The sequence below is a fragment of the Streptomyces sp. NPDC052036 genome, assembly GCF_040680495.1.
GTDB lineage: Bacteria > Actinomycetota > Actinomycetes > Streptomycetales > Streptomycetaceae > Streptomyces.
The window spans coordinates 1-18318 of record NZ_JBFAWW010000051.1 but is presented as its reverse complement, the minus strand read 5'-3'; the positions used below and the strand labels follow the sequence as shown (position 1 = coordinate 18318).

19 protein-coding genes and 1 pseudogene are annotated in these 18318 nt (G+C 69.3%); 11 read left to right on the top strand and 9 right to left on the bottom strand.

The window, feature by feature from the left end; translation table 11 throughout:
• Nucleotides 1-13: 13 nt before the first annotated feature.
• Nucleotides 14-616 (bottom strand): TetR/AcrR family transcriptional regulator, encoded by a 603-nt coding sequence (locus tag AB0L95_RS38060; RefSeq protein ID WP_365170607.1) that lies wholly within the window; start codon nt 614-616, stop codon nt 14-16.
• Between the two features lie 108 nt (nt 617-724).
• Between AB0L95_RS38060 and AB0L95_RS38055 the strand changes: the two genes are divergently transcribed.
• Nucleotides 725-1522 (top strand): acetoacetate decarboxylase family protein, encoded by a 798-nt coding sequence (locus tag AB0L95_RS38055; RefSeq protein WP_365170605.1) that lies wholly within the window; start codon nt 725-727, stop codon nt 1520-1522.
• Between the two features lie 219 nt (nt 1523-1741).
• Here the strand turns inward: AB0L95_RS38055 and AB0L95_RS38050 are convergent, their stop codons facing one another.
• Both AB0L95_RS38050 and AB0L95_RS38045 read right to left on the bottom strand, forming a co-directional pair.
• Nucleotides 1742-2284: a TetR/AcrR family transcriptional regulator gene (locus tag AB0L95_RS38050; protein WP_365170602.1), complete on the bottom strand. Its 543-nt coding sequence runs from the start codon at nt 2282-2284 to the stop codon at nt 1742-1744.
• A gap of 59 nt (nt 2285-2343) precedes the next feature.
• Complete coding sequence (locus AB0L95_RS38045; RefSeq protein ID WP_365170599.1) at nt 2344-3213, bottom strand: 3-hydroxyacyl-CoA dehydrogenase family protein; 870 nt, start codon at nt 3211-3213, stop codon at nt 2344-2346.
• Nucleotides 3214-3517: 304 nt separating this feature from the next.
• On the opposite strand from AB0L95_RS38045, the gene AB0L95_RS38040 reads away from it, so the two are divergent.
• The 8 genes and pseudogenes from AB0L95_RS38040 to AB0L95_RS38005 all read left to right on the top strand — a co-directional run bounded on the left by AB0L95_RS38040 (nt 3518) and on the right by AB0L95_RS38005 (nt 10670).
• Nucleotides 3518-4249, top strand: coding sequence for a GntR family transcriptional regulator (locus AB0L95_RS38040; RefSeq protein ID WP_365170596.1), 732 nt, complete (start codon nt 3518-3520; stop codon nt 4247-4249).
• A complete protein-coding gene (locus AB0L95_RS38035) occupies nt 4231-5094 on the top strand; it encodes a fumarylacetoacetate hydrolase family protein (protein ID WP_365170593.1) in 864 nt (287 codons plus the stop codon). The genes AB0L95_RS38040 and AB0L95_RS38035 overlap by 19 nt, the downstream gene beginning before the upstream one ends.
• A gap of 138 nt (nt 5095-5232) precedes the next feature.
• Nucleotides 5233-5883: a CatB-related O-acetyltransferase gene (locus AB0L95_RS38030; RefSeq protein WP_365170590.1), complete on the top strand. Its 651-nt coding sequence runs from the start codon at nt 5233-5235 to the stop codon at nt 5881-5883.
• A 268-nt stretch (nt 5884-6151) separates the two neighbouring features.
• Complete coding sequence (locus AB0L95_RS38025; protein ID WP_365170587.1) at nt 6152-7327, top strand: macrolide family glycosyltransferase; 1176 nt, start codon at nt 6152-6154, stop codon at nt 7325-7327.
• Nucleotides 7328-7488: 161 nt separating this feature from the next.
• Complete coding sequence (locus AB0L95_RS38020) at nt 7489-7869, top strand: peptidase inhibitor family I36 protein (RefSeq protein ID WP_365170584.1); 381 nt, start codon at nt 7489-7491, stop codon at nt 7867-7869.
• Nucleotides 7870-8140: 271 nt separating this feature from the next.
• Nucleotides 8141-8335, top strand: a pseudogene (locus AB0L95_RS38015) (two-component sensor histidine kinase); the annotation flags it as partial.
• A gap of 22 nt (nt 8336-8357) precedes the next feature.
• A complete protein-coding gene (locus AB0L95_RS38010; protein WP_365170581.1) occupies nt 8358-9020 on the top strand; it encodes a response regulator transcription factor in 663 nt (220 codons plus the stop codon).
• A 234-nt stretch (nt 9021-9254) separates the two neighbouring features.
• Nucleotides 9255-10670 carry a lamin tail domain-containing protein gene (locus AB0L95_RS38005; RefSeq protein WP_365170578.1) on the top strand — a complete coding sequence of 472 codons (1416 nt, stop codon included), beginning with the start codon at nt 9255-9257 and terminating at the stop codon, nt 10668-10670.
• A 114-nt stretch (nt 10671-10784) separates the two neighbouring features.
• Here AB0L95_RS38005 and AB0L95_RS38000 read toward each other — a convergent pair whose 3' ends face one another.
• The 4 genes from AB0L95_RS38000 to AB0L95_RS37985 form a co-directional block, all read right to left on the bottom strand.
• Nucleotides 10785-11201, bottom strand: coding sequence for a hypothetical protein (locus AB0L95_RS38000; RefSeq protein ID WP_365170575.1), 417 nt, complete (start codon nt 11199-11201; stop codon nt 10785-10787).
• 422 nt (nt 11202-11623) lie between these two features.
• Entirely contained in the window at nt 11624-12493 is an 870-nt protein-coding gene (locus AB0L95_RS37995) for a DUF2690 domain-containing protein (RefSeq protein ID WP_365170572.1), read from the bottom strand.
• Nucleotides 12490-13236 (bottom strand): peptidoglycan-binding protein, encoded by a 747-nt coding sequence (locus tag AB0L95_RS37990; RefSeq protein WP_365170569.1) that lies wholly within the window; start codon nt 13234-13236, stop codon nt 12490-12492. The genes AB0L95_RS37995 and AB0L95_RS37990 overlap by 4 nt, the downstream gene beginning before the upstream one ends.
• A gap of 133 nt (nt 13237-13369) precedes the next feature.
• Nucleotides 13370-14266: a helix-turn-helix transcriptional regulator gene (locus tag AB0L95_RS37985; protein WP_365170566.1), complete on the bottom strand. Its 897-nt coding sequence runs from the start codon at nt 14264-14266 to the stop codon at nt 13370-13372.
• Between the two features lie 312 nt (nt 14267-14578).
• Between AB0L95_RS37985 and AB0L95_RS37980 the strand changes: the two genes are divergently transcribed.
• A complete protein-coding gene (locus AB0L95_RS37980; RefSeq protein WP_365170563.1) occupies nt 14579-14974 on the top strand; it encodes a cupin domain-containing protein in 396 nt (131 codons plus the stop codon).
• A gap of 145 nt (nt 14975-15119) precedes the next feature.
• Here the strand turns inward: AB0L95_RS37980 and AB0L95_RS37975 are convergent, their stop codons facing one another.
• Nucleotides 15120-15770, bottom strand: coding sequence for a TetR/AcrR family transcriptional regulator C-terminal domain-containing protein (locus tag AB0L95_RS37975; RefSeq protein WP_365170560.1), 651 nt, complete (start codon nt 15768-15770; stop codon nt 15120-15122).
• A 73-nt stretch (nt 15771-15843) separates the two neighbouring features.
• On the opposite strand from AB0L95_RS37975, the gene AB0L95_RS37970 reads away from it, so the two are divergent.
• Nucleotides 15844-17226 (top strand): FAD-dependent oxidoreductase, encoded by a 1383-nt coding sequence (locus tag AB0L95_RS37970; protein WP_365170558.1) that lies wholly within the window; start codon nt 15844-15846, stop codon nt 17224-17226.
• Nucleotides 17227-17396: 170 nt separating this feature from the next.
• Here the strand turns inward: AB0L95_RS37970 and AB0L95_RS37965 are convergent, their stop codons facing one another.
• Complete coding sequence (locus AB0L95_RS37965) at nt 17397-18152, bottom strand: AAA family ATPase (protein ID WP_365170555.1); 756 nt, start codon at nt 18150-18152, stop codon at nt 17397-17399.
• Nucleotides 18153-18318 lie beyond the last annotated feature (166 nt).

Sequence of the window (18318 nt, the reverse complement as noted above, 5' to 3'; positions counted from 1 at the left end):
CCGCCGCGATCTTTCAGGCACACTCGTCGGTTCGTCGCGTCGGCGTGTTGGTGACGAGGTGGACAAGGTGTTCGGCGAGGTCGGCGTCGAGGGGGGAGCCGGTCATGAGCCGCCGGTAGAGAATGGTGCCGGCCCAGACGTCCTGGACGAGGTCGGTGTCGAGGTCATCGGGCAGATCGCCGCGCTGGATGGCGCGACGCAGCGCGACGGCGATGTTCTCACGCTTGCGGAACAGGAAGGCCTCCCGGAACTGGCTCATGAGTTCGGGGTGGGGTAGCAGGCCCGCGGCCAGCGCGGGCAGCGAGGCGGCCATGTCCTCGTTGGCGTAGTTGTCGATGGTCATGTCGACGGCGTAGCGCAGCTCGGCGTGGGTGTCGCCCAGGTCGGGGATCTCATCGACGCGGAAGACCTCGGCGAGCGCGTCGGCCACGAGCGCCTCCTTGCGGGGCCACCAGCGGTAGATGGTCGACTTTCCGACGCCCGCGGCCGCCGCCACGGCCTCGATGGTCAGCGCCGGGTACCCCTGTTCCGAGAGGACGCACCGTGCCGCGTCGAGGATCTTCGAATGAGAGCGCGGCCCACCGGCCACCTGGGCTGAGGAAAAGACGGATGCCATGGCATGAACGATACGTATCGTTTCGTTCAAGGGTCAAGGCGTGTTACCGTCGGGGCATCGATGAAACGATACGTATCGTTTCTCTCTGCCTCTTCTCAAGGACGTGACATGAAGGGTTACACCGTCCCCCTGTCCCCCCGTGGCATAGCCAACCTGGCTCCCGCCCCGCCGTGGCACTACGCCGGCACCGTGGTGGCTGTGGAGTTCTTCGCCGACCCGGACGCCGCTGCCGCGACCCTGCCCGAGGGCCTGATCCCCGACCCGGACTCCGCCGGCCGCGGCGTCGCGATGTTCATCGACTGGCAGTACTCCTCCACGGACCTGGAGTATCTGGACCCCGCACGCTCGCAATACCGCGAGCTCCTCGTCACCCTGGACGCCCGCCACAACGGCACGCCGGTGGCCTGGTGCCCCTACATCTATGTCGACAACGACTCCGCCATGGCCCGCGGCTGGGTCCAGGGTTTCCCCAAGAAGCTCGGCACCGTCCACCAGACGCGCGCCTATTCCGTCGGCGGACCCGGCACCCCCGTCCTCGGCCCGGGCGGCCAGTTCGGCGCCACCGCCTCCTCCGCCGGACAGCGCATCGCCGAAGCCACGATCACCCTTGAGCAGGCGGTTCCCGACCCCACCGCCCTGTTGAATCGCCCCATCGTCAACCTGCGCCACTTCCCCCGCCTGGCCGCCGGGCAACACGACAAGCCCGCCGTCCACGAACTGGTGATGTCCGTCCTGGACAACACCGCCCTCAGCGACGCCTGGGTCGGCACCGCCGACCTCGCCTTCCTCCCCGCCCGCGGCGAGGAACTCGCCGACCTGGCCATCCAGCGTGTCGGCAGGGGATTCCACTTCGACCTCGCCTACACCGTGACCGACCTCAAGACCCTCGTCGACCACGCCGGCTGATCGCTCTCGCCCGCCACGAGAGCCGCGACCCCAGCCCGCCGTCCATCAGCCCTGGGGCCCCCTGTGGCGAACCCGGCGCGCCGGGCCGCCCCGCCGCACTGAGAAGGCCGTTGAACCCAGCCCGGGCGTCAGAACCGCCGGCTGCTCCCCTGTCGCACATCAGGGCGGGCAGGCGTGATCGGTGATCGTCCGGGGCCATGGGCGCGGTGATGGCACTGATCAGGCCGTGGTGATGGCGCCGAGTACCCGAGGGATGATGCGTTCGCGGAAGGCGGCGGCCGGGGTGCCGTGAATGATTTCCTGTGCCGTGATGCCCTCGTGCAGCGCGGTGATCAGCATCGCGATGTCGCGGCAGTCGTCCGGTGTGGCGTCGTGGAGGAGGTCGGCGAGGATCTGGGCGAGACCGGCGTTGAGGCGGTCCTCACGGGGCGCCAGCTGGACGGCGATGTCCGGGTTGCGGCCGGCATGGAGCGTGAACTCCATGGAGGCGAGGAACCATTGCTCGTCGTCCCTGCGGCGCTCGGCGAGCAGCTCCAGAACCCGCGCGGCCGGATGCCTGCCGTCGGTGTCGTTGTGTGCGACCCGTTCGAGGTTGGCGAGGACACGGTCGGTCTCGGTGTCGTAGAGCGCGAGGAACAAGTCCTCTTTGCTCCGGTAATTGGAATAGAAGGCGCCGCGGGTGAGCCCGGCGTGCCCACAGATGTCGCTGATCGAGGTCGCGTGGTAGCCGCGCTCGATGAACAGCGCGCGGGCGCTGCTCATCAGGGCGGCTACCGTCCGTGGCCGGGTCTTGGTCGGCGACTTGGGCATCGTGAACCTGTTCAGACCTTCGTGTAGTCGTCGTAGAAACCTGCGCCGCTCTTCACGCCGAGACGGCCACTACTGATGTAATCACGCAGCAGCACACGGGGGGCCTCCGGGTACTCGGGGTGTTCGGCCGCGTAGTGCTCCTCGATGTCGAGCACGACGTCCAGACCGACCTGGTCCATCAGCCGGAACGGTCCCCCCTTCAGCCCGGTGTTGACGCGGAACATCCCGTCGACGTCCTGCGGGGTGGCCACGCCTTCCGCGACCAGTTCGAGGCACTCGCGCTTCACCGCGGCCCACACTCGGTTGAAGATGAACCCGGTGCTCTCCTTGCGGGCTTCGAAGGGGTACACCCCGAACTCGGGGAGTGCGGCCAGCACGAAGTCCAGCACGTCGCGGTCGGTCTTGCCGCAGGACATCACATCGACCGCGTTCTGCGCGGGCGGCATGTAGAAGTGGATGTTGAGCACGCGCTCGGGATGCCGGACGTGATCGAGGAAGTTGCTGCTGGCGTAGGACGAGGAGTTGCTCGCGAGGATCGCATCGTCCGCGACGATCGCGTCCAGGTCACCGAAGATCCGCTTCTTCATTTCGAGCCGCTCCGGGACCGCTTCGATGACCAGCCACGCGTCCTGGACCGCCTCGGCGAGAACACCACTGGCGACAACGGTTCCCGGCACACCGCCCTCAAGACGGCCGGCGACCTCGGCGAGGTTCTGTTCGACGTAGGCCACCCCAGCTTCACGCTGCGACTCGGACGGATCGTAGATCCGCACGACGCCACCGCGGGTCGCGAACATCAGCGCCATACGGCGGCCGAGCGTCCCGGCGCCGATCACGGCCACCGGGCGGGATGCGTAGTCGGCAGGCACGGCGAAGCTCACAGCACTCACTCCTTCGACAGGGCTCCGTCGCGGCCTTCGCGGCGGAGTGATTCGGGAAGTCGTCGGCACCTTGAGGTGGCCTCCCCTGAACGAATACACCCTGTATCCGATACATATCGTACTCGTTTGCCGGGCGGACGGGCCCCTGGCGGCCGGAGAGTGAGGTACGCGACCCACATGGGTCACCGAGAACGGGTTCGGATGAGGCCGGACCGGGTCGGAGCAGGCCGGTGCGGCTCGATCCGGGAGGACTGCCGCCAGGCACAGATAATCGATTATTAGACGGATCATCTACGATGCCAGTATGACCACAGCGGCTGACGTTCCGGCCTCGGCACGGAAACCGGGGAAGCAGATGCTCTCCGAGCAGGTCTACGTCCGTCTGCGGGACGCGATCCTGCGGGGCGACTACGCCCCCGGCGATGCCCTCAAACCCCAGAACCTGGCCGAGGAACAAGGCGTGAGCCTGGCTGTCGTACGTGAGGCGCTGGTGCGGGTGGTCGGCGACGGCCTGGCCGACCGGCTGCACAACCGCGGCTTCGCCGTCCCGGCCTTCTCCGACCGGCGCTGGCAGGAGATCGCCGAGGCCCGTCGCACCATCGAACCGGCCGTGCTGCGCATGTCCGTCGAGCGCGGCGACGTCGAGTGGGAGGCCCGGGTCCGCGCCGCGCACCACCGCCTGGCCCGCACCTCGGTGTACGTCCCGCAGGAAGGCGAGTACTACAGCCGCGCCTGGTCCGAGGCCCACCGGATCTTCCATCGCACGCTGCTGGAGGGGTGCGCCAACCCGGTACTGCTGGAGACCTTCGACCGGATGTGGACCGCGAGCGAACTGGCCCGCCGCTGGTCGGCGCACCGCACCCCCGACCGGGACTTCGTCGGCGAGCACCGCCGCCTGGAGGAGGCGGCCCTGGCCCGTGATCCCGACGCCGCCGCCGAGGTACTCGCCCAGCACCTCACCCTGACCGCCGCCGGACTGACCGGCAGCACCCATCCCGAACACGCGAAGGAAATCCGATGCGCCTCGCCAACCTGACCGGACGGCTGCACCTGATCACCGACACCGGAGCCGTCGATGTCGCCGACGCAAGCGGCGGCCGCTTCGACCCCGACCCGCAGAAGGTCTACGCCCAGTGGGCCGACTTCCGCGCCTGGGCCGACGGGGCGTCGCTGCCGGAGGGCCGCCCCTACGACCGTACGGAACTGGGCTCGCCTGTCCCGGCTCCTTCCCAGCTGGTCGCCTTCGGCCTCAACTACCGGGACCACGCCGCCGAGACCGGTCTCGCCGTTCCCGAGGGACTGCCCCCGGTGTTCACCAAGTTCGCCTCCTCCCTCACCGGCCCGTACACCACGGTCCGTCTCCCCGAGGGCAATGTGGACTGGGAGGTCGAACTCGCCGTCGTCATCGGCACCACCGCCTCCCACGTCACCGAGGCGGCGGCATGGGAGCACATCGCCGGCTACACCGTCGCCCAGGACCTCTCCGAGCGCGTACTCCAAATGTCCGGCCCCGCCCCGCAGTTCAGCCTCGGCAAGTCACACGCCGGCTTCACCCCGCTCGGTCCCTGGCTCGTCACCCTCGACGAACTCCCCGACCCCGCCCACCTGCGCCTGACGACACAGGTCAACGGCGAGGTGGTCCAGGACGGCAACACCCACGAACTGATCTTCCCCGTCCCCACCTTGATCGCCCGCCTCACCCAGGTCATCACCCTCCACCCGGGCGACGTCATCCTCACCGGCACCCCCGCCGGCGTCGGCATGGGGCAGACCCCGCCGCGCTATCTCGCCCACGGCGACGTCCTCATCTCCCGCATCGAGGGCATCGGCACCCTGGAACAGCACTTCACCGCCGGAGCCCGGCAGGAAGCGGCCGCCTGACCCACTTCACCGTTCAAGCGCATGGGTGCGGGAGCACGCTGCGTCCACTGTACGGTTTGGTAAATCGGTGTCCGGGACGGCTCGGTACCGCGATCATGGATCGGTCACTGACACACAACCGCCGAGGAATCGCTCGCCATGCCTGTGCCTGCCGACCCGACGATCCTGCATCCGATGCCTGAGCAGCCGCGGGTGGTGCTGCTCAAACCGCTGGTGAAATCCCCGCTGATCGAGGTCGGGGAGTACTCCTACTACGACGACCCGGACGACCCGACCGCGTTCGAGACACGCAACGTGCTCTATCACTACGGGCCGGAGAAGCTGATCATCGGCAGGTTCTGTGCGCTGGGCACGGGAGTGCGGTTCATCATGAACGGCGCCAACCACCGTATGGACGGCCCCTCGACCTTCCCCTTCCCCACCATGGGCGGCTCGTGGTCCGAACACTTCGACCTGCTCACCGGGCTGCCGAACCGAGGGGACACCATCGTCGGCAACGACGTCTGGTTCGGCCACGGTACGACAGTGATGCCCGGCGTACGGATCGGACACGGCGCGATCATCGGCTCCGGCGCCGTGGTCACCAGCGACGTACCCGACTACGGCATTGTCGGCGGCAACCCGGCCCGCCTCATCCGCACCCGCCACAACGACCAGGACATCGCCAGGCTGCTGGCCGCGGCCTGGTGGGACTGGCCCGCGGAGCACATCACCGAGCACGTACGGACGATCATGTCGGGCAGCATCGCCGACCTGGAGGCCGCCGCCCCGGACACCCCGCACGGGTGACGCGGGCACGGGAACTCCCGTGCGGGCGCATCTGCCTTCGCGGCGTCTCCGGATGGGGTCGACGGTAATTCGCGGTGACCAGAAGCCTGAGGACGGCTAGAGTCACCGGCATGCACCTCCATCAGATCTACGGCTGACACGGTCGGGGCAGCGCCCCAACTTCCCTCCCGCATGTCCACGCGTGCCCCTACGACCGAGCCTCTCGGAGTGGTTGGCGCGTCGGCTTGCTGTGTCCTTTCCGCCGTAGATCTGAAATGAGTGAGCTTCCATGTCTCGTCGCCGTGCCCACATCGCGATGGTCGGCATCCCTGCCGTCAGCCATGTCCTGCCCAGCCTTGAGATCATCCGCGAGCTGGCGTCCCGCGGCCACCGCGTGACCTACGCCAACGACCCGGCGGTGGCCGACCTGGTCGTGGCCACCGGTGCCGAACTCGTCCCCTGCACGTCCGAACTGCCGGTCGCCGACAACAACTGGCCCGACGACCCCATCGCCGCGATGGAAGTCTTCCTCGACGACGCCATCCAGGCACTCCCCCAGTTGCGCGCCGCCTACGATCACGATCCGGCGGACCTCTACCTGTACGACATCGGCGCCTACGCCGCACGCGCCCTCGCCGAATCACAGAACCGGCCTCTCATGCAGCTGTCCCCGACGTTCGTGGCCTGGGACGGCGCCGACGTGGACTTCGCGGCACACCTGTGGCAATTGCCGGGCGCCGACGCGTACCGGGCGAAGTTCGCACAATGGCTCGCCGGCTCCGGGGCGTCCACCACAGACGTGGACGCCTTCTCCGGCCGTCCCGCACGGGCCCTGGCACTCATCCCCCGCGCGATGCAGCCGCACGCCGACCAGGTCGACGCCCGCACGGTGACCTTCGTCGGGCCCTGCTTCGACGCATCCGGGGGCGCGGCCGACTGGACACGCCCGGCGGAAGCGGAGAACGTGTTGCTGATCTCCCTGGGCTCGGCGTTCACGCGTCAACCGGAGTTCTACCGCCAGTGCCTGGCTGCCTACGGCCACCTGCCCGGATGGCACGTGGTGCTCCAGATCGGCAAGTACACCGACCCGGAGGAACTCGGCGACATCCCGCCCAACGTCGAGGTGCACTCCTGGGTTCCGCAGCGGGCGATCCTGGAGCAGGCGGACGCCTTCGTCACCCACGCCGGTATGGGCGGCTGCAGCGAAGGACTCCTGTCAGGTGTCCCGATGATCGCCGTGCCGCAGGCCGCCGACCAGTTCATGAACGCCGACCGGCTCGTGGAACTGGGCGTAGCCCGGCGCATCGACACCCCGAACGCCACCGCCGAGACCCTACGGGCGGCCCTGAACGACCTGGTCGCCGACGCGGAGGTCGCGCGCCGCTCGGCACTCTTGCGCGCCGGCACACGAGCCGAGGGCGGCACCCACCGTGCCGCCGACCTCATCGAGAACATGCTGGACTGAGCCTTGCCGGTCGCAGCCAAGGAGGCGCTTCCGGCTTTCTCCGTTTCTTGATCGGGCACAGCTCGTTGGCATATTCAGCGGCTCAGCCGCTGCTCACGTCGCTCAGTCCGTCACGGCGGTGTGGCTGCTCCGCACCGCCGACAAGAAGAGGAGCACCTACCATGCGTCGGGTCCACTCTCTCGCCGTCGTCACAGCCGCCTTGGCCACGATCTTCGGGGCGGTGCCCGCCGCGACCGCCACCCCCACAATGCCGAGCAGCCGGGCTGCCTACAACTGCACGCCGGGGTACTTCTGCATCTACAACAACTGGAACGGCGGGGGAACTCGCTGCCAGTGGTCGCAGTCCCGCACCGCGAACACCGCGGACGACTGTTCCTTCATCCAGCGGGGACAGAACGTCCGTTCGGTCTGGAACGGAACCGGGCACCGCGTGCAGTACTACACGCAGACCAACTACCACGCGCGCGTCGGATCCACCCAGGCCGGTGCGGGCGGCAATCTGCAGGGCAACTACCAGATCCGTTCCTTCAAGCCGCAGTAGGAACCGCAACAGCGCGGGGGCGCCTCCACAGACGTCTCTGCGCCGCCTTCGGCGAGCCATTGCCGTGGTGAGGAGCATCAGCGGCCGCGGTCGGCACACCGTCGACGTGTACCGCCCCGGGCACTGACGTCGCACAGCGACGGCTGAGGGCCCGGGGCCGTCACCGGTTGACGGCGTGTCAGGCGTCGCGTCGGTGTACTGCTCGCCAACCGGCCAACAGCGCGGCTGCTGCCCACAGTGCCGTGACCGCGAGACCCGTCCAAGGGCCGGGATCGGCGTTCGCATCGCCGTGGAGGAGGCGCAGCTGCGGCTTGAGGTGCGCAATCCGCTGGCCGCGGCGGAATCGGCGACCGGCACGGGAGGCGGCAGCGGACTGCGCGGGATCCGTGAGCGTGCCGCGCTGCTCGGCGGCGAGGCCCGAGCGGGACCGGACGGCAGCCAGTGGCTGCTGCACATCGACCTGCCCTGCGATGATCTAGGCTCGTCGGATGTCGCTCACGATTCTCCGGGTCGACGACGAGCCACTCGTACGGGCCGGTCTGCGCGCCGTGTTGGAGGCTCAACCGGACATCGAAGTGGTGGGCGAGGCGGCCGACAGGGCCGCCGTCATCCCTCTGGTACGGCGACTGCGCCCCGACGTCATCGCCATGGACGTACGGATGCCGCTGATGGACGGCATCGAGGCCATACGGGCCGTGCTGCGCACCGTGCCGGACCCGCCGAAGATCGTAGTGGTGACGACCTTCGAGAACGACGAGTACGTGTACGGGGCGCTGCGCGCAGGCGCCGACGGCTTCCTCCTCAAGCGTGCCCGTCCCGCGGAGATCGTGCACGCGGTGAGGCTGGTGGCCGAAGGCGACTGCCTGCTGTTCCCCGCGGCGGTACGGGAGTTGGCCGCCTCGTACGGCCAGGAACACGGCAACGCGGCGGCCCGGACAGCCATGGAGCGTGCCGCGCTGACCGATCGGGAGGAGCAGGTGCTGCGTCTCATGGCGCGCGGCCTGTCGAACGCGGAGATCGCCGCGTGCCTGGTGGTGGGGACCGAGACCGTCAAGTCCCCCGCGAGTTCCGTGCTGGCGAAACTCGGCGCGCGGGACCGCACTCAGGCCGTCATCGCGGCGTACGAGTCCGGCTTCGTCTCCTCGGGCTGAGGACGCGGGTCGAGGGCGGCCCGAAGGCAGGCTGAGTGGCAGCCCGCGCAGGGTGCGCCGCCGCCTACCTCCTCGCCCCCCAGGGCCATCCTCCCGGGCCTCGTCCGGCTTCGACTGCGCATACTGCAATTCGACTGGCGTTCACAGGACGACCGCCCACCGACAGGTAGCCGTTCGACATGAACCGGGAGTGTCTTGACGCCCTGTCATCACACGTTCTTGAGGACGGACATCGTGCTCGAAGTACGCGCTCCCCGGTGGCGTCGTCACCTCGCTCTCCTTGGCGCTGCCGTCGCCGGCCCAGCGCTCGCTGCCGGCACCTTGCTGGCGTCTCCCGCCCACGCGGCCCCGGCGGACGACATCCGTATCAATGAGGTGGTGACCACCGGCAGCGTCAACGACTCGATCGAGCTGTACAACCAGGGAACGGCCGCCGTCGACATCTCGGGCTGGATCCTCAAGGACGACAACAACAGCTCGAAGTACGCGATCTCCTCCGGTACGACGCTGGCCCCCGGCGCGTTCCGCGCCTTCGACGTGCACAACGCGTTCGGGCTGGGCTCCAGCGACAAGGCGCGCCTGTATCTCCCCGACGGCTCCACGATGGTCGACAGCTTCAGCTGGAGCAGCCACTCCAACCCCTCCTGGTCGCGCTGCCCCGACGGTACCGGCGCGTTCGGCTCGGCTGCGGTGACCCTGGGTGCCGCGAACAGCTGCGGCGGGGGCACCTCACCGCAGGCATGGCCCGGCAGCGGTTCCGTCACGACAGCCGACGCCTCCAACGTCTTCGGCCAGGACCTCAGCGGGCTCTACCAGGAGGGCAGCGCGATGTGGGGCGCGCAGAACTCCGGCAGGCTCTGGCGGCTGGTCCGCGACGGCTCCGGCGGCTGGAAGCCGGACACCGCCAACGGATGGACGTCCGGCAAGACGCTCCGCTTCCCCGGTGGTTCCGGCACGCCGGACAGCGAGGGCGTCACGCTCACCGGTGCCGGTTCCGCGGGCGGCGCGTTCGTCGCGAGTGAGCGCGACGGCGACGCGTCCGGCACCAGCCGCTTGTCCGTCCTCAAGTACGACGTCAGCGGGACGGGCACCGCACTGACGGCCACCAAGGAGTGGAACCTGACCTCCGACCTGCCGTCCGTGGGCTCCAACCTCGGGTTCGAGGGCATCACCTGGGTCCCCGACAGCTACCTGACCGCGTCCGGTTTCAAGGACGAGTCGACCGGCTCGGCCTACGACCCGAACCGGTACGGCAGCCACACGGGCGGTGTGATCTTCGTCGGGGTCGAGGGCACCGGCATGGTCTACGGGTACGTCCTGCAGGACTCGGGCGCGTACACGCGCGTCGCGTCCATCGCCAGCGGCATGGACGGGGTGATGGAACTGCAGTGGGAGCCTCAGGCTTCGCGCCTGTGGGTCGTCTGCGACGACACCTGCGACGGCCAGCACAGGACCATGCAGGTCAACGCGTCCGGCGCCTTCGCCACCACGGCGATCTACAACCGCCCGAGCGGCATGCCCGACATCAACAACGAAGGCTTCTCCGTGGCCGGAGCGGACGAGTGCGTCAGCGGCTCCAAGCCCGTGTACTGGGCCGACGACAGCAACGACAGCGGTCACGCGCTGCGCAAGGGCACCATCACCTGCTGAGCAGGCACCATGGCTGCGGCCCGGGATTCGTGCGACGGAAGGCGACGGAAGGCTGAACGTCAGCATCGTCGGCGTACTCGGCCGTCCACTTCGCGGGCCGCAGTTCAGGTGTGGTCAGGGGTAGACGACGTAAACGTACTCGTATCCCTGGTGACCGTTCCACCAGCCGCTTCGCGTCCACGCCGACCAGCCGCCCGTCTTGCAGCTCTTGGCGTGCACGCGGGGATAGGCGCTGTGGGCGTCGTTGCCGATCTCTCCCCGGGCCATGCCACACATGCCGTCGTTCTTGGTGTCCTTGACGCGGATGCTGATGCTCGTCTGCACCTTGCCCCCGTGTGTGCGGCGGCACTCGTAGTACTGCATGGTGGCGCCGCCTGTGGAGTGGGTCCCTCCGCTCCAGCAGTTCTGGCTCATGGTGACCCTGGCAGCCTCCGGCGCCGAGGCAGAGGCGCTGGTGGCCGGGAGTGCGAACAGCGCCGCGCCCAGAGCGGCGCCTGCGGTGGTGAGCGTGATGAGCCTGTGCATGCCCATGGAAAAGTGTCCCTTCAGGTGTCCGAGTGGGCGCGAGCCGGGGAGTTCCGGGGCCGTGGAAGCACCGGCCGCAGGGGCCTTGCTCCGGCTCGCGACATCGACTCTGCGGCCCGCCCCGCAAGGACCGCCACCGCCCCATCGAAGATGAGGCGGTGGCGGGACGCACCCCCCTGTGACCTGCGGGGACGCGCCGTGTCCCGGCTAATTTCCGGGACGCGCCCACTCCGCCGGGACCGCCACCGCCCCATCGAGGATGAGGCGGTGGCCGACGCGTCAGGTGTACGACCACAAGGCCGACGGCAAGTGCGTCGCCCTCTGGTCCAGTGGAAGCCGGGCGGCGGAGGCACGCTGACACAGGCGTCCCACAGGACGCGTGCCAGGCGTGAGCCTGCTCCGGTTCTGGTCGGCATGCCGACCACCGGTCAGCGCCGGAAGCACTCCCGGCTCGCACCGCTCGCCGGCTCGAAGCACACCTGCAGTCCGGTGAGGTCGCTGCCGTCGATCATGGGCGTGTAGAGATAGTCGTCGGCGTCGTACTTGTCGGCGACCTCGACCCGCTGCGGCTTGCCACCCGGGAGCGACACGTCGAGGGCGTCCCCGACATGCGAGTGCCAGATCCGGGCCCACGCGGCCTCGCAGCCCGGGTTGTACCGGATCTCCATCCACGCCCCGGTGGAGGTGCGGTGCGGCTTGCCGAGTGCCCGGACCTGTCCGGGCATGCCGCAGCCCATCAGTCCGGGGTCCTTGCCCGCGCATCCCTGCGCGCGGCAGCCGGGATCAGGCGGCGGGGTGTGCGCGGCCTGACCCACGGGATCTCCGGCGCCCGCGCCCGGCAGGGCTGCGGCCCACACCGCCGCCGCGACGCCGACCGCGCAGACGGCAGCAGCAACGGCCCACCGGTGGCGTACCGTGTTTCCTTTGCGCGGCCCCTGTTCGGCCTGTTCCGCGGCTGGGGCGCGGTCGCCCGGCTCGTCTTGGCCGGGTTGTGTCGCTTCCTCCGCGCTTGCAGGGCGTGCCGCGCTCCGGGCGCGGCCGCTCCATTCCACGTCGGCCAGATCCCACAGCGCCACCAAGCGTCCGGGCGGCTCGCTCGCCATCGCGCACAGCGCCTCGACGGCCTGGCGCGGGGCGAGTTGCTTGCCGTTGAGATAGCGCTCCCAGGACGACTTGCTGTACGGGGTGCGCTCGGCCAGCACGGCCAGGCTCAGGCCCGTACGCGCCTTGAGCTCGCGCAGCTCCCTGGCCAGCCGCATGCACGCGGGTGCGGCGGCTTGCGGTGCGGTGTCCTTCATCGCCGCAGCACCTGCCAGGTGTGCGGGCCCACGATGCCGTCGGGGGGCAGACCGGCTTTGTCCTGCAGCCGCTTGACGGCGCGTGTGGTGTTCTCTCCATAGACGCCGTCCGCGCCACCGGGGTCGAAGCCCCGGTGGCGCAGTAGACACTGGGCCTCCACGACGTCCCATCCGGGCTGGGAGAGGACAGCGGTGCGGGTGGTGCTGTAGCCCGCGTACAGGCGGCCGCGCTCTCGCTTGACCGCGCAGGGATAGGTCTTGCCGGGCTTGTAGGCGAAGGTTGCGTCGGGGTCGGGCGACACAGCCACACTGGGCCGCGCCCCGGCCGGACTTTTCCCGCCCCCCTTCCAGGGTGCCGTGAGCAGTAGTCCGACGAGCAGCGCGCCCAGCACCGCAGTGGTGAGGACGCCGATCAGGACCCACCGGCGTACGCCCTTCGGCGCCGGTGCCTCCGCTGCCTCTGTCACTCCGGCGTCCTTCTGCCACGTCTCCTCGGCAACTTCGTGGAGCACCAGGAGCCGTGTCGGCTCAGCACCGACCACACGGGCCAGTTCCTCCACCGCCTGCCGCGGCGGCAGCGCCTTACCGTTGAGATAGCGCTCCCAGGAGGAGCGGCTGTAGCCGGTCTTGGACTGGAGCGACGCCAGGCTCAGCCCGCTGCGGTCCTTCAGTCGCCGTAGCTGGACGATCAGTTGCCGCCCCGCGTCGTCCAGCGAATCCGGTAATTCTTTCCAACGTGACACATTCCACCCCAAATACGCTGAGCCACCGAGGTCCAGTATCCGCCTCCTCTGTGTACTGGTACGCAGCTTGGGGATCCTGGGTTCTCGGCAACCGCCGCTCGGTACGCCCTTTCGGTCAGCCTGGTCCGGTGGATCAGTTGTCGACGGTGCGGGCGCGGTCCTGCTGTTCGGCCGGTTCGGCCTGCTCGGATGTGGCTGCCCAGCTCGCGAGGAGGGTGAGCCCGTCGCGGGCCGCGGTACCGGGTTCGGCGCTGAAGGCGGTGAGGGTCAGGCCGGGATCGGCGGGCAGGGGCATGGCCTCGAAGGGGAGGCTGAGGTCGCCGATGACGGGGTGGTGGAAGTTCTTTGTGCCGGTGTGGTGCAGGCGGACGTTGTGTGCGGCCCACAAGGTGCGGAACTCCTCGCTCTGGGTGGCGAGTTCGCCGACGAGGTCGGTCAGCGCACGGTCGTAGGGGTCGCGTCCCGCCTCGGTTCGCAGGAGGGCCACGGTGGTGTGGGCGGATTCGTGCCAGTCGGGGTAGAAGTCGTGGGCGCGGGGGGTGAGGAAGCGGAAGCGGGCGAGGTTGACCGGCCGGACCGGGTCCTCGAAGGCAGGTGCGTAGAGTGCTCGGGCGAGCCGGTTGGAGGCGAGGACGTCCAGGCGTCCGTTGCGTACGTAGGCCGCCGCGTCGCTCATGGAGTCCAGCAGATGCTGGATGCCGGGGCGGATCTGCTGCCGGGTGGGGCGGCGGCGGCCGCGGGGTCCGGCGTTGGCGGCACGGGCCAGGTCGAAGAGATGGGCACGTTCCGCCTCGTCGAGTTGGAGGGCGCGGACGAGGGCTTCCAGGACGCTTTCGGAGACTCCGCTGAGGTTTCCGCGTTCCAGGCGGGCGTAGTACTCGGCGCTGACCCCGGCCAGCATGGCGACCTCTTCGCGGCGCAGTCCGGCGACGCGGCGGTTGCCGCCCCAGGCGGGGAGCCCGGCCTGCTGGGGGGTGATCTTGGCTCGCCGCGAGATCAGGAACTCGCGGACCTCGCTGCGGTTGTCCATGTCTTCCGAGGTTAGGCCGGTCTTCGGCGCCGTGGGGTGTTCTGCCGGTACACGGAACAGCAGGGTCTCCCCGACCGGCCTCGTCAGCGGTTTCCTGGTGGTGCCGGGGTTGTGCGTGCGGTCCGCCGCCTCCCCCGCGGTCCGGAGCAGGCACATGGAAAGGCAGGAACGATGGCGCAGAACACGACGAGCCCGCAGCCCTCGGGCGCCCGGCCGCCTATCCGGCCGCCTGACAGCAGCGCTCCCACCATTCTGCCCGCAGGCCGGCACAGCCCGTGACCTGCCCGACAGCGCACCACAGAAGGACATCAGATGGAGATCGTGAAGCAGCCCGCGACCATGAAGCTGCCTGAGGAGTGGTTCACCGGAGATGCCTGGGCGGACGTGATCCACCGGGGCGCGGCCCCCTTGCGCGCCCGGGCCAACATGGTCCGGTTCGCGCCCGGCGCCCGTACCGCCTGGCACTCGCACGGCCTGGGCCAGGTCCTCTACATCGTCGAGGGCATCGCCCTGATCCAGTCCCGCGGCGGACGGATCATCGAGGGCCGGCCCGGCGAGGTGGTCTGGACCCCCGCGGGTGAGGAGCACTGGCACGGCGCCGCCCCGGACCGGTTCATGGCCCACATCGCGCTGTGGGAGGGCGACGACGTCGACTGGCTGGAGCACGTCACCGACGCCGAGTACGACGGCCCCCGCACTCGCCCCTGATCCGATCCACCGATCAGGCCGTCGCCACCCGCGTGTACGGCTCCGGTCTGTGGGACCACCCCGCCATCGACGCTGTGGTCCCACGGACCGGGCACGAGTGAGTCAGCGGCCACCTTCCGGAGAACCGGAGGCGGCCCCTACACGGTCAGTCGATCCCATACCGCGTCGCGATGCCGGCGATCACGAGTTCCAGCCCCTCGTCGAAGTGCCGCTCGTAGTCCGCGAAGATCTCGGCGCCCGCGGCGGCGGACAGCGGGAAGTCGGCCAGCATCCGGGCGCGTTCCTCGATGTCGAAACCCTCGCGCCGCTCATCGGGCAGCGGCTCGACGCCCTGCTCCTCGGTGACGAAGCCGATCGTGTACAGGTAGGTCGTCGCGGTCGCCCGGACCGCCTGGGTGAGGGTGAACCCGGCGGTCGTGAAGAGGCTCAGATTCTCCTCCATCTGCTCGGCGTGTTCGATACCCGTGAAGCGTGAGCCACTGAAGACCTTCGCGCCGTCGCGGTAGCCGCGCAACGTCTCGCGCAGGCCGTGGTTGGCCTTGCGCAGCCGCTTCTGCCACGTGTCTGCGGGATCGAGTGGCGTCCCGGCAACCATCCGGCGGTACATCTCCGTGGCCATCTCGTCGAGCAGCGCCTGCTTGTCCTTGAAGTGCCAGTACAGGGCAGGCGCCTTGACGCCCAGCTCGCGGCCGATGGCACTCAGCGTGAGGCCCTCCAGGCCCACTTCGTTCAGGAGGTTCAGGGCGGCGTCCGCGACCCGCTTGCGGTCGAGAGGCACACGTCGTTTCGTGGTCACGCTTGACAGCTTAACGGCGTTAAGTCCATCGTGATGCACGACGGAACTTAACGGCGTTAAGGAGATCGTGCATATGGCCGCGCAGGTGGACGTTCTGGTGGTGGGCGCGGGCGCCAGCGGGCTGGCCCTCGGTATCGATCTCGCCCGGCGCGGGGTGGACGCACTCGTCGTCGAGCAGGCCGACGGGCTGATTCCCGGCTCGCGTGGCAAGGGAATCCAGCCGCGCACCCTGGAGGTCTTCGACGACCTCGGCGTCCTCGACGCCATCCACGCGGCTGGGGGCGCCTACCCGGTCGGGATGATCTGGAAGGACGGACGGCGCATGGGCGAGCGCACGATGTTCGACCCGGCGGCGCCGACCGAAGGCGCGCCGTACACCAAACCGTGGATGGTGCCGCAGTGGCGCACGCAGGAGATCCTGCTGGCGCGGCTGGAGGAGCTGGGCGGCCGGGTCGCCTTCCGCCGCGAGGCTGCCGGCCTCGCGCAGGACGGGGGCGGGGTGACCGTGCGCTTCGCCGACGGGACCGAGGTGAGGGCCGGGTACGTGGTCGCCGCCGACGGGGGCCGCTCGACGGTGCGCCGGGCGCTCGGCATCGACATGACCGGCGAGACGGTCGATCCGAGCTCGATGCTGGTGGCAGACGTCCGCATCACGGGCCTGGACCGCGACAACTGGCACATTTTCCCGAGCAGCAGGGAAGGTGGGGGCTTCATGGCGCTCTGCCCGCTCGCGGGCACCGAGGACTTCCAGCTCTCGGCGCAGTTCCCCGAAGGCACCGCGGTGGACCTGTCCCCCGACGGCGTACGCAAGGTCGTCGCCGCCCGATCGCACCTCGCCCCCGAGGACGTGACCGAGGTGCGGTGGGCCTCGGACTTCCGCCCGCGGGCGGCCCTGGCGGACCGGTTCCGCGAGGACCGGGTCTTCCTGATGGGGGACGCGGCGCACGTCCACTCACCGGCCGGCGGACAGGGCCTCAACACCAGCGTGCAGGACGCCTACAACCTGGGCTGGAAGCTGGGCGCGGTACTGCGGGGCGGTGCCCCCGCCTCCCTCCTCGACAGCTACGAGGAGGAACGACGCCCGATCGCCGCCGACATGCTCGGCCTGTCCACGAGCGTTCACCGCGGCAAGACCCGCCGCGGCGAGGCGACCCGCCAACTCGGCCTCGGCTACCGGACCTCCTCCCTCACGGAGGAAACCCGCGAGACCCCGGGCTCGGTGAGGGCGGGTGACCGCGCACCGGACGGGACGGTGGAGGGGGTACGGCTGTTCGACGCGTTCCGGGGGCCGCACTGGACCCTGCTGACGGCGAACACGGACGCGCCACAGGGATACGGCGCGGGGGTGTTCCTGGTCCGTCCGGACGGTTACGTGGGCTGGGCGGGAGAGACCACGGAGGGGCTGGCGAAGTACGCGAGGCGAGTCGGGGCCGAGGATGTGCGGCGGATCCCCTAGGCCTGGTGGCTGGTCGCCGACGGCCGGCAGGGCATGCACTGCGACACGAAGGCTGGATCACAGCCATTCGTTCTGCGAGGTCGCCCGGTTCCGAGCCGGGGCACACGGATGGCGTCCGTGTGCCTGCCTCGTCCTGAATTTCCGGGCAGAGCGCCGTCGAACCGGCTGACCTATGCATCCTCGGCGAACATGCGGTTCAGGAAGCGGTCAGGGTGGTTGACGAACGCGCGGGTCAAGGCGACAGGCTCGGCCTGTTCATATTCCACCTGCTCGATGGAGCCGCCGGTTTCGATCTGCAGGATCCGTGCGTCGGGCATGGCCAGCAGGATCGGCGAATGCGTGGCCACCACGAACTGGCACCCTTGTTGGAGAAGTTCCCGGATCCGGACCATCATCGCCAGGCATCCCTGCGGCGACAGGGCTGCCTCCGGTTCGTCCAACATGTAGAGACCGTTCGGGCCGAAACGGTGGTGCGCCAGGTCCAGGAACGACTGGCCGTGGGAGCGTTCGTGCAGGGACCGGCCGCCGTAAGCGCGCAGCAGTTGCCCCGAGCCTTCGTCAAGCCGCTCGATCTCGGTGGCCACGTTGTAGAAACTCTCCGCGCGCAGGAAGAATCCCGTGCGAGGTCTGCGGTTCCAGCACAAAGTCAGGTGATCACCCAGATCGGACTCGGAAGCCCGGCTGGCGAACCGGAAGGACCACGAACCGCCCTCGGCGTTGAAGCCGGCGGCCGTGGCCAGCGCCTCGATCAAGGTGGACTTGCCCGAGCCGTTGTCGCCGACCAGAAACGTCACTGCGGGGTCAAGATCGAGCCTGTCCAGGCCGGCGAGGTGGGCGACCACCGGCAGGCTGAAGGGATAGCGGTCAGTGTCCACGGACGAATCGAGCTGGACATGCCGGACAAAGCCCTGGCCGTGGCGGGTCATCGGCTGCTCATCCTGGTCCAATCCAGTGCAGCAGCACCTATCGAAGTCATGCCCTGACCATAGATCCAGGCACTGACATTGATATTGGTACGCGGGTTTCGGTGGTGGTGACTCTGGCACGGACTCAAGGCTCTGCCGGACTGTCCTCTGAGTTGTTCTGTCCGGC

What these genes read in the sequence shown, in the direction of transcription:
- AB0L95_RS38020 (WP_365170584.1), top strand. Translation starts at nt 7,489, where the DNA reads ATGCGTCGGGTCCACTCTCTCGCCGTCGTCACAGCCGCCTTGGCCACG.
- AB0L95_RS37980 (WP_365170563.1), top strand. Translation starts at nt 14,579, where the DNA reads ATGGAGATCGTGAAGCAGCCCGCGACCATGAAGCTGCCTGAGGAGTGG.
- AB0L95_RS38050 (WP_365170602.1), bottom strand. Translation starts at nt 2,284, where the DNA reads ATGAGCAGCGCCCGCGCGCTGTTCATCGAGCGCGGCTACCACGCGACC.
- AB0L95_RS38035 (WP_365170593.1), top strand. Translation starts at nt 4,231, where the DNA reads ATGCGCCTCGCCAACCTGACCGGACGGCTGCACCTGATCACCGACACC.
- AB0L95_RS38000 (WP_365170575.1), bottom strand. Translation starts at nt 11,201, where the DNA reads ATGGGCATGCACAGGCTCATCACGCTCACCACCGCAGGCGCCGCTCTG.
- AB0L95_RS38010 (WP_365170581.1), top strand. Translation starts at nt 8,358, where the DNA reads ATGTCGCTCACGATTCTCCGGGTCGACGACGAGCCACTCGTACGGGCC.
- AB0L95_RS38040 (WP_365170596.1), top strand. Translation starts at nt 3,518, where the DNA reads ATGACCACAGCGGCTGACGTTCCGGCCTCGGCACGGAAACCGGGGAAG.
- AB0L95_RS37970 (WP_365170558.1), top strand. Translation starts at nt 15,844, where the DNA reads ATGGCCGCGCAGGTGGACGTTCTGGTGGTGGGCGCGGGCGCCAGCGGG.
- AB0L95_RS38055 (WP_365170605.1), top strand. Translation starts at nt 725, where the DNA reads ATGAAGGGTTACACCGTCCCCCTGTCCCCCCGTGGCATAGCCAACCTG.
- AB0L95_RS38060 (WP_365170607.1), bottom strand. Translation starts at nt 616, where the DNA reads ATGGCATCCGTCTTTTCCTCAGCCCAGGTGGCCGGTGGGCCGCGCTCT.
- AB0L95_RS38025 (WP_365170587.1), top strand. Translation starts at nt 6,152, where the DNA reads ATGTCTCGTCGCCGTGCCCACATCGCGATGGTCGGCATCCCTGCCGTC.
- AB0L95_RS38030 (WP_365170590.1), top strand. Translation starts at nt 5,233, where the DNA reads ATGCCTGTGCCTGCCGACCCGACGATCCTGCATCCGATGCCTGAGCAG.
- AB0L95_RS37965 (WP_365170555.1), bottom strand. Translation starts at nt 18,152, where the DNA reads ATGACCCGCCACGGCCAGGGCTTTGTCCGGCATGTCCAGCTCGATTCG.
- AB0L95_RS37995 (WP_365170572.1), bottom strand. Translation starts at nt 12,493, where the DNA reads ATGAAGGACACCGCACCGCAAGCCGCCGCACCCGCGTGCATGCGGCTG.
- AB0L95_RS37985 (WP_365170566.1), bottom strand. Translation starts at nt 14,266, where the DNA reads ATGGACAACCGCAGCGAGGTCCGCGAGTTCCTGATCTCGCGGCGAGCC.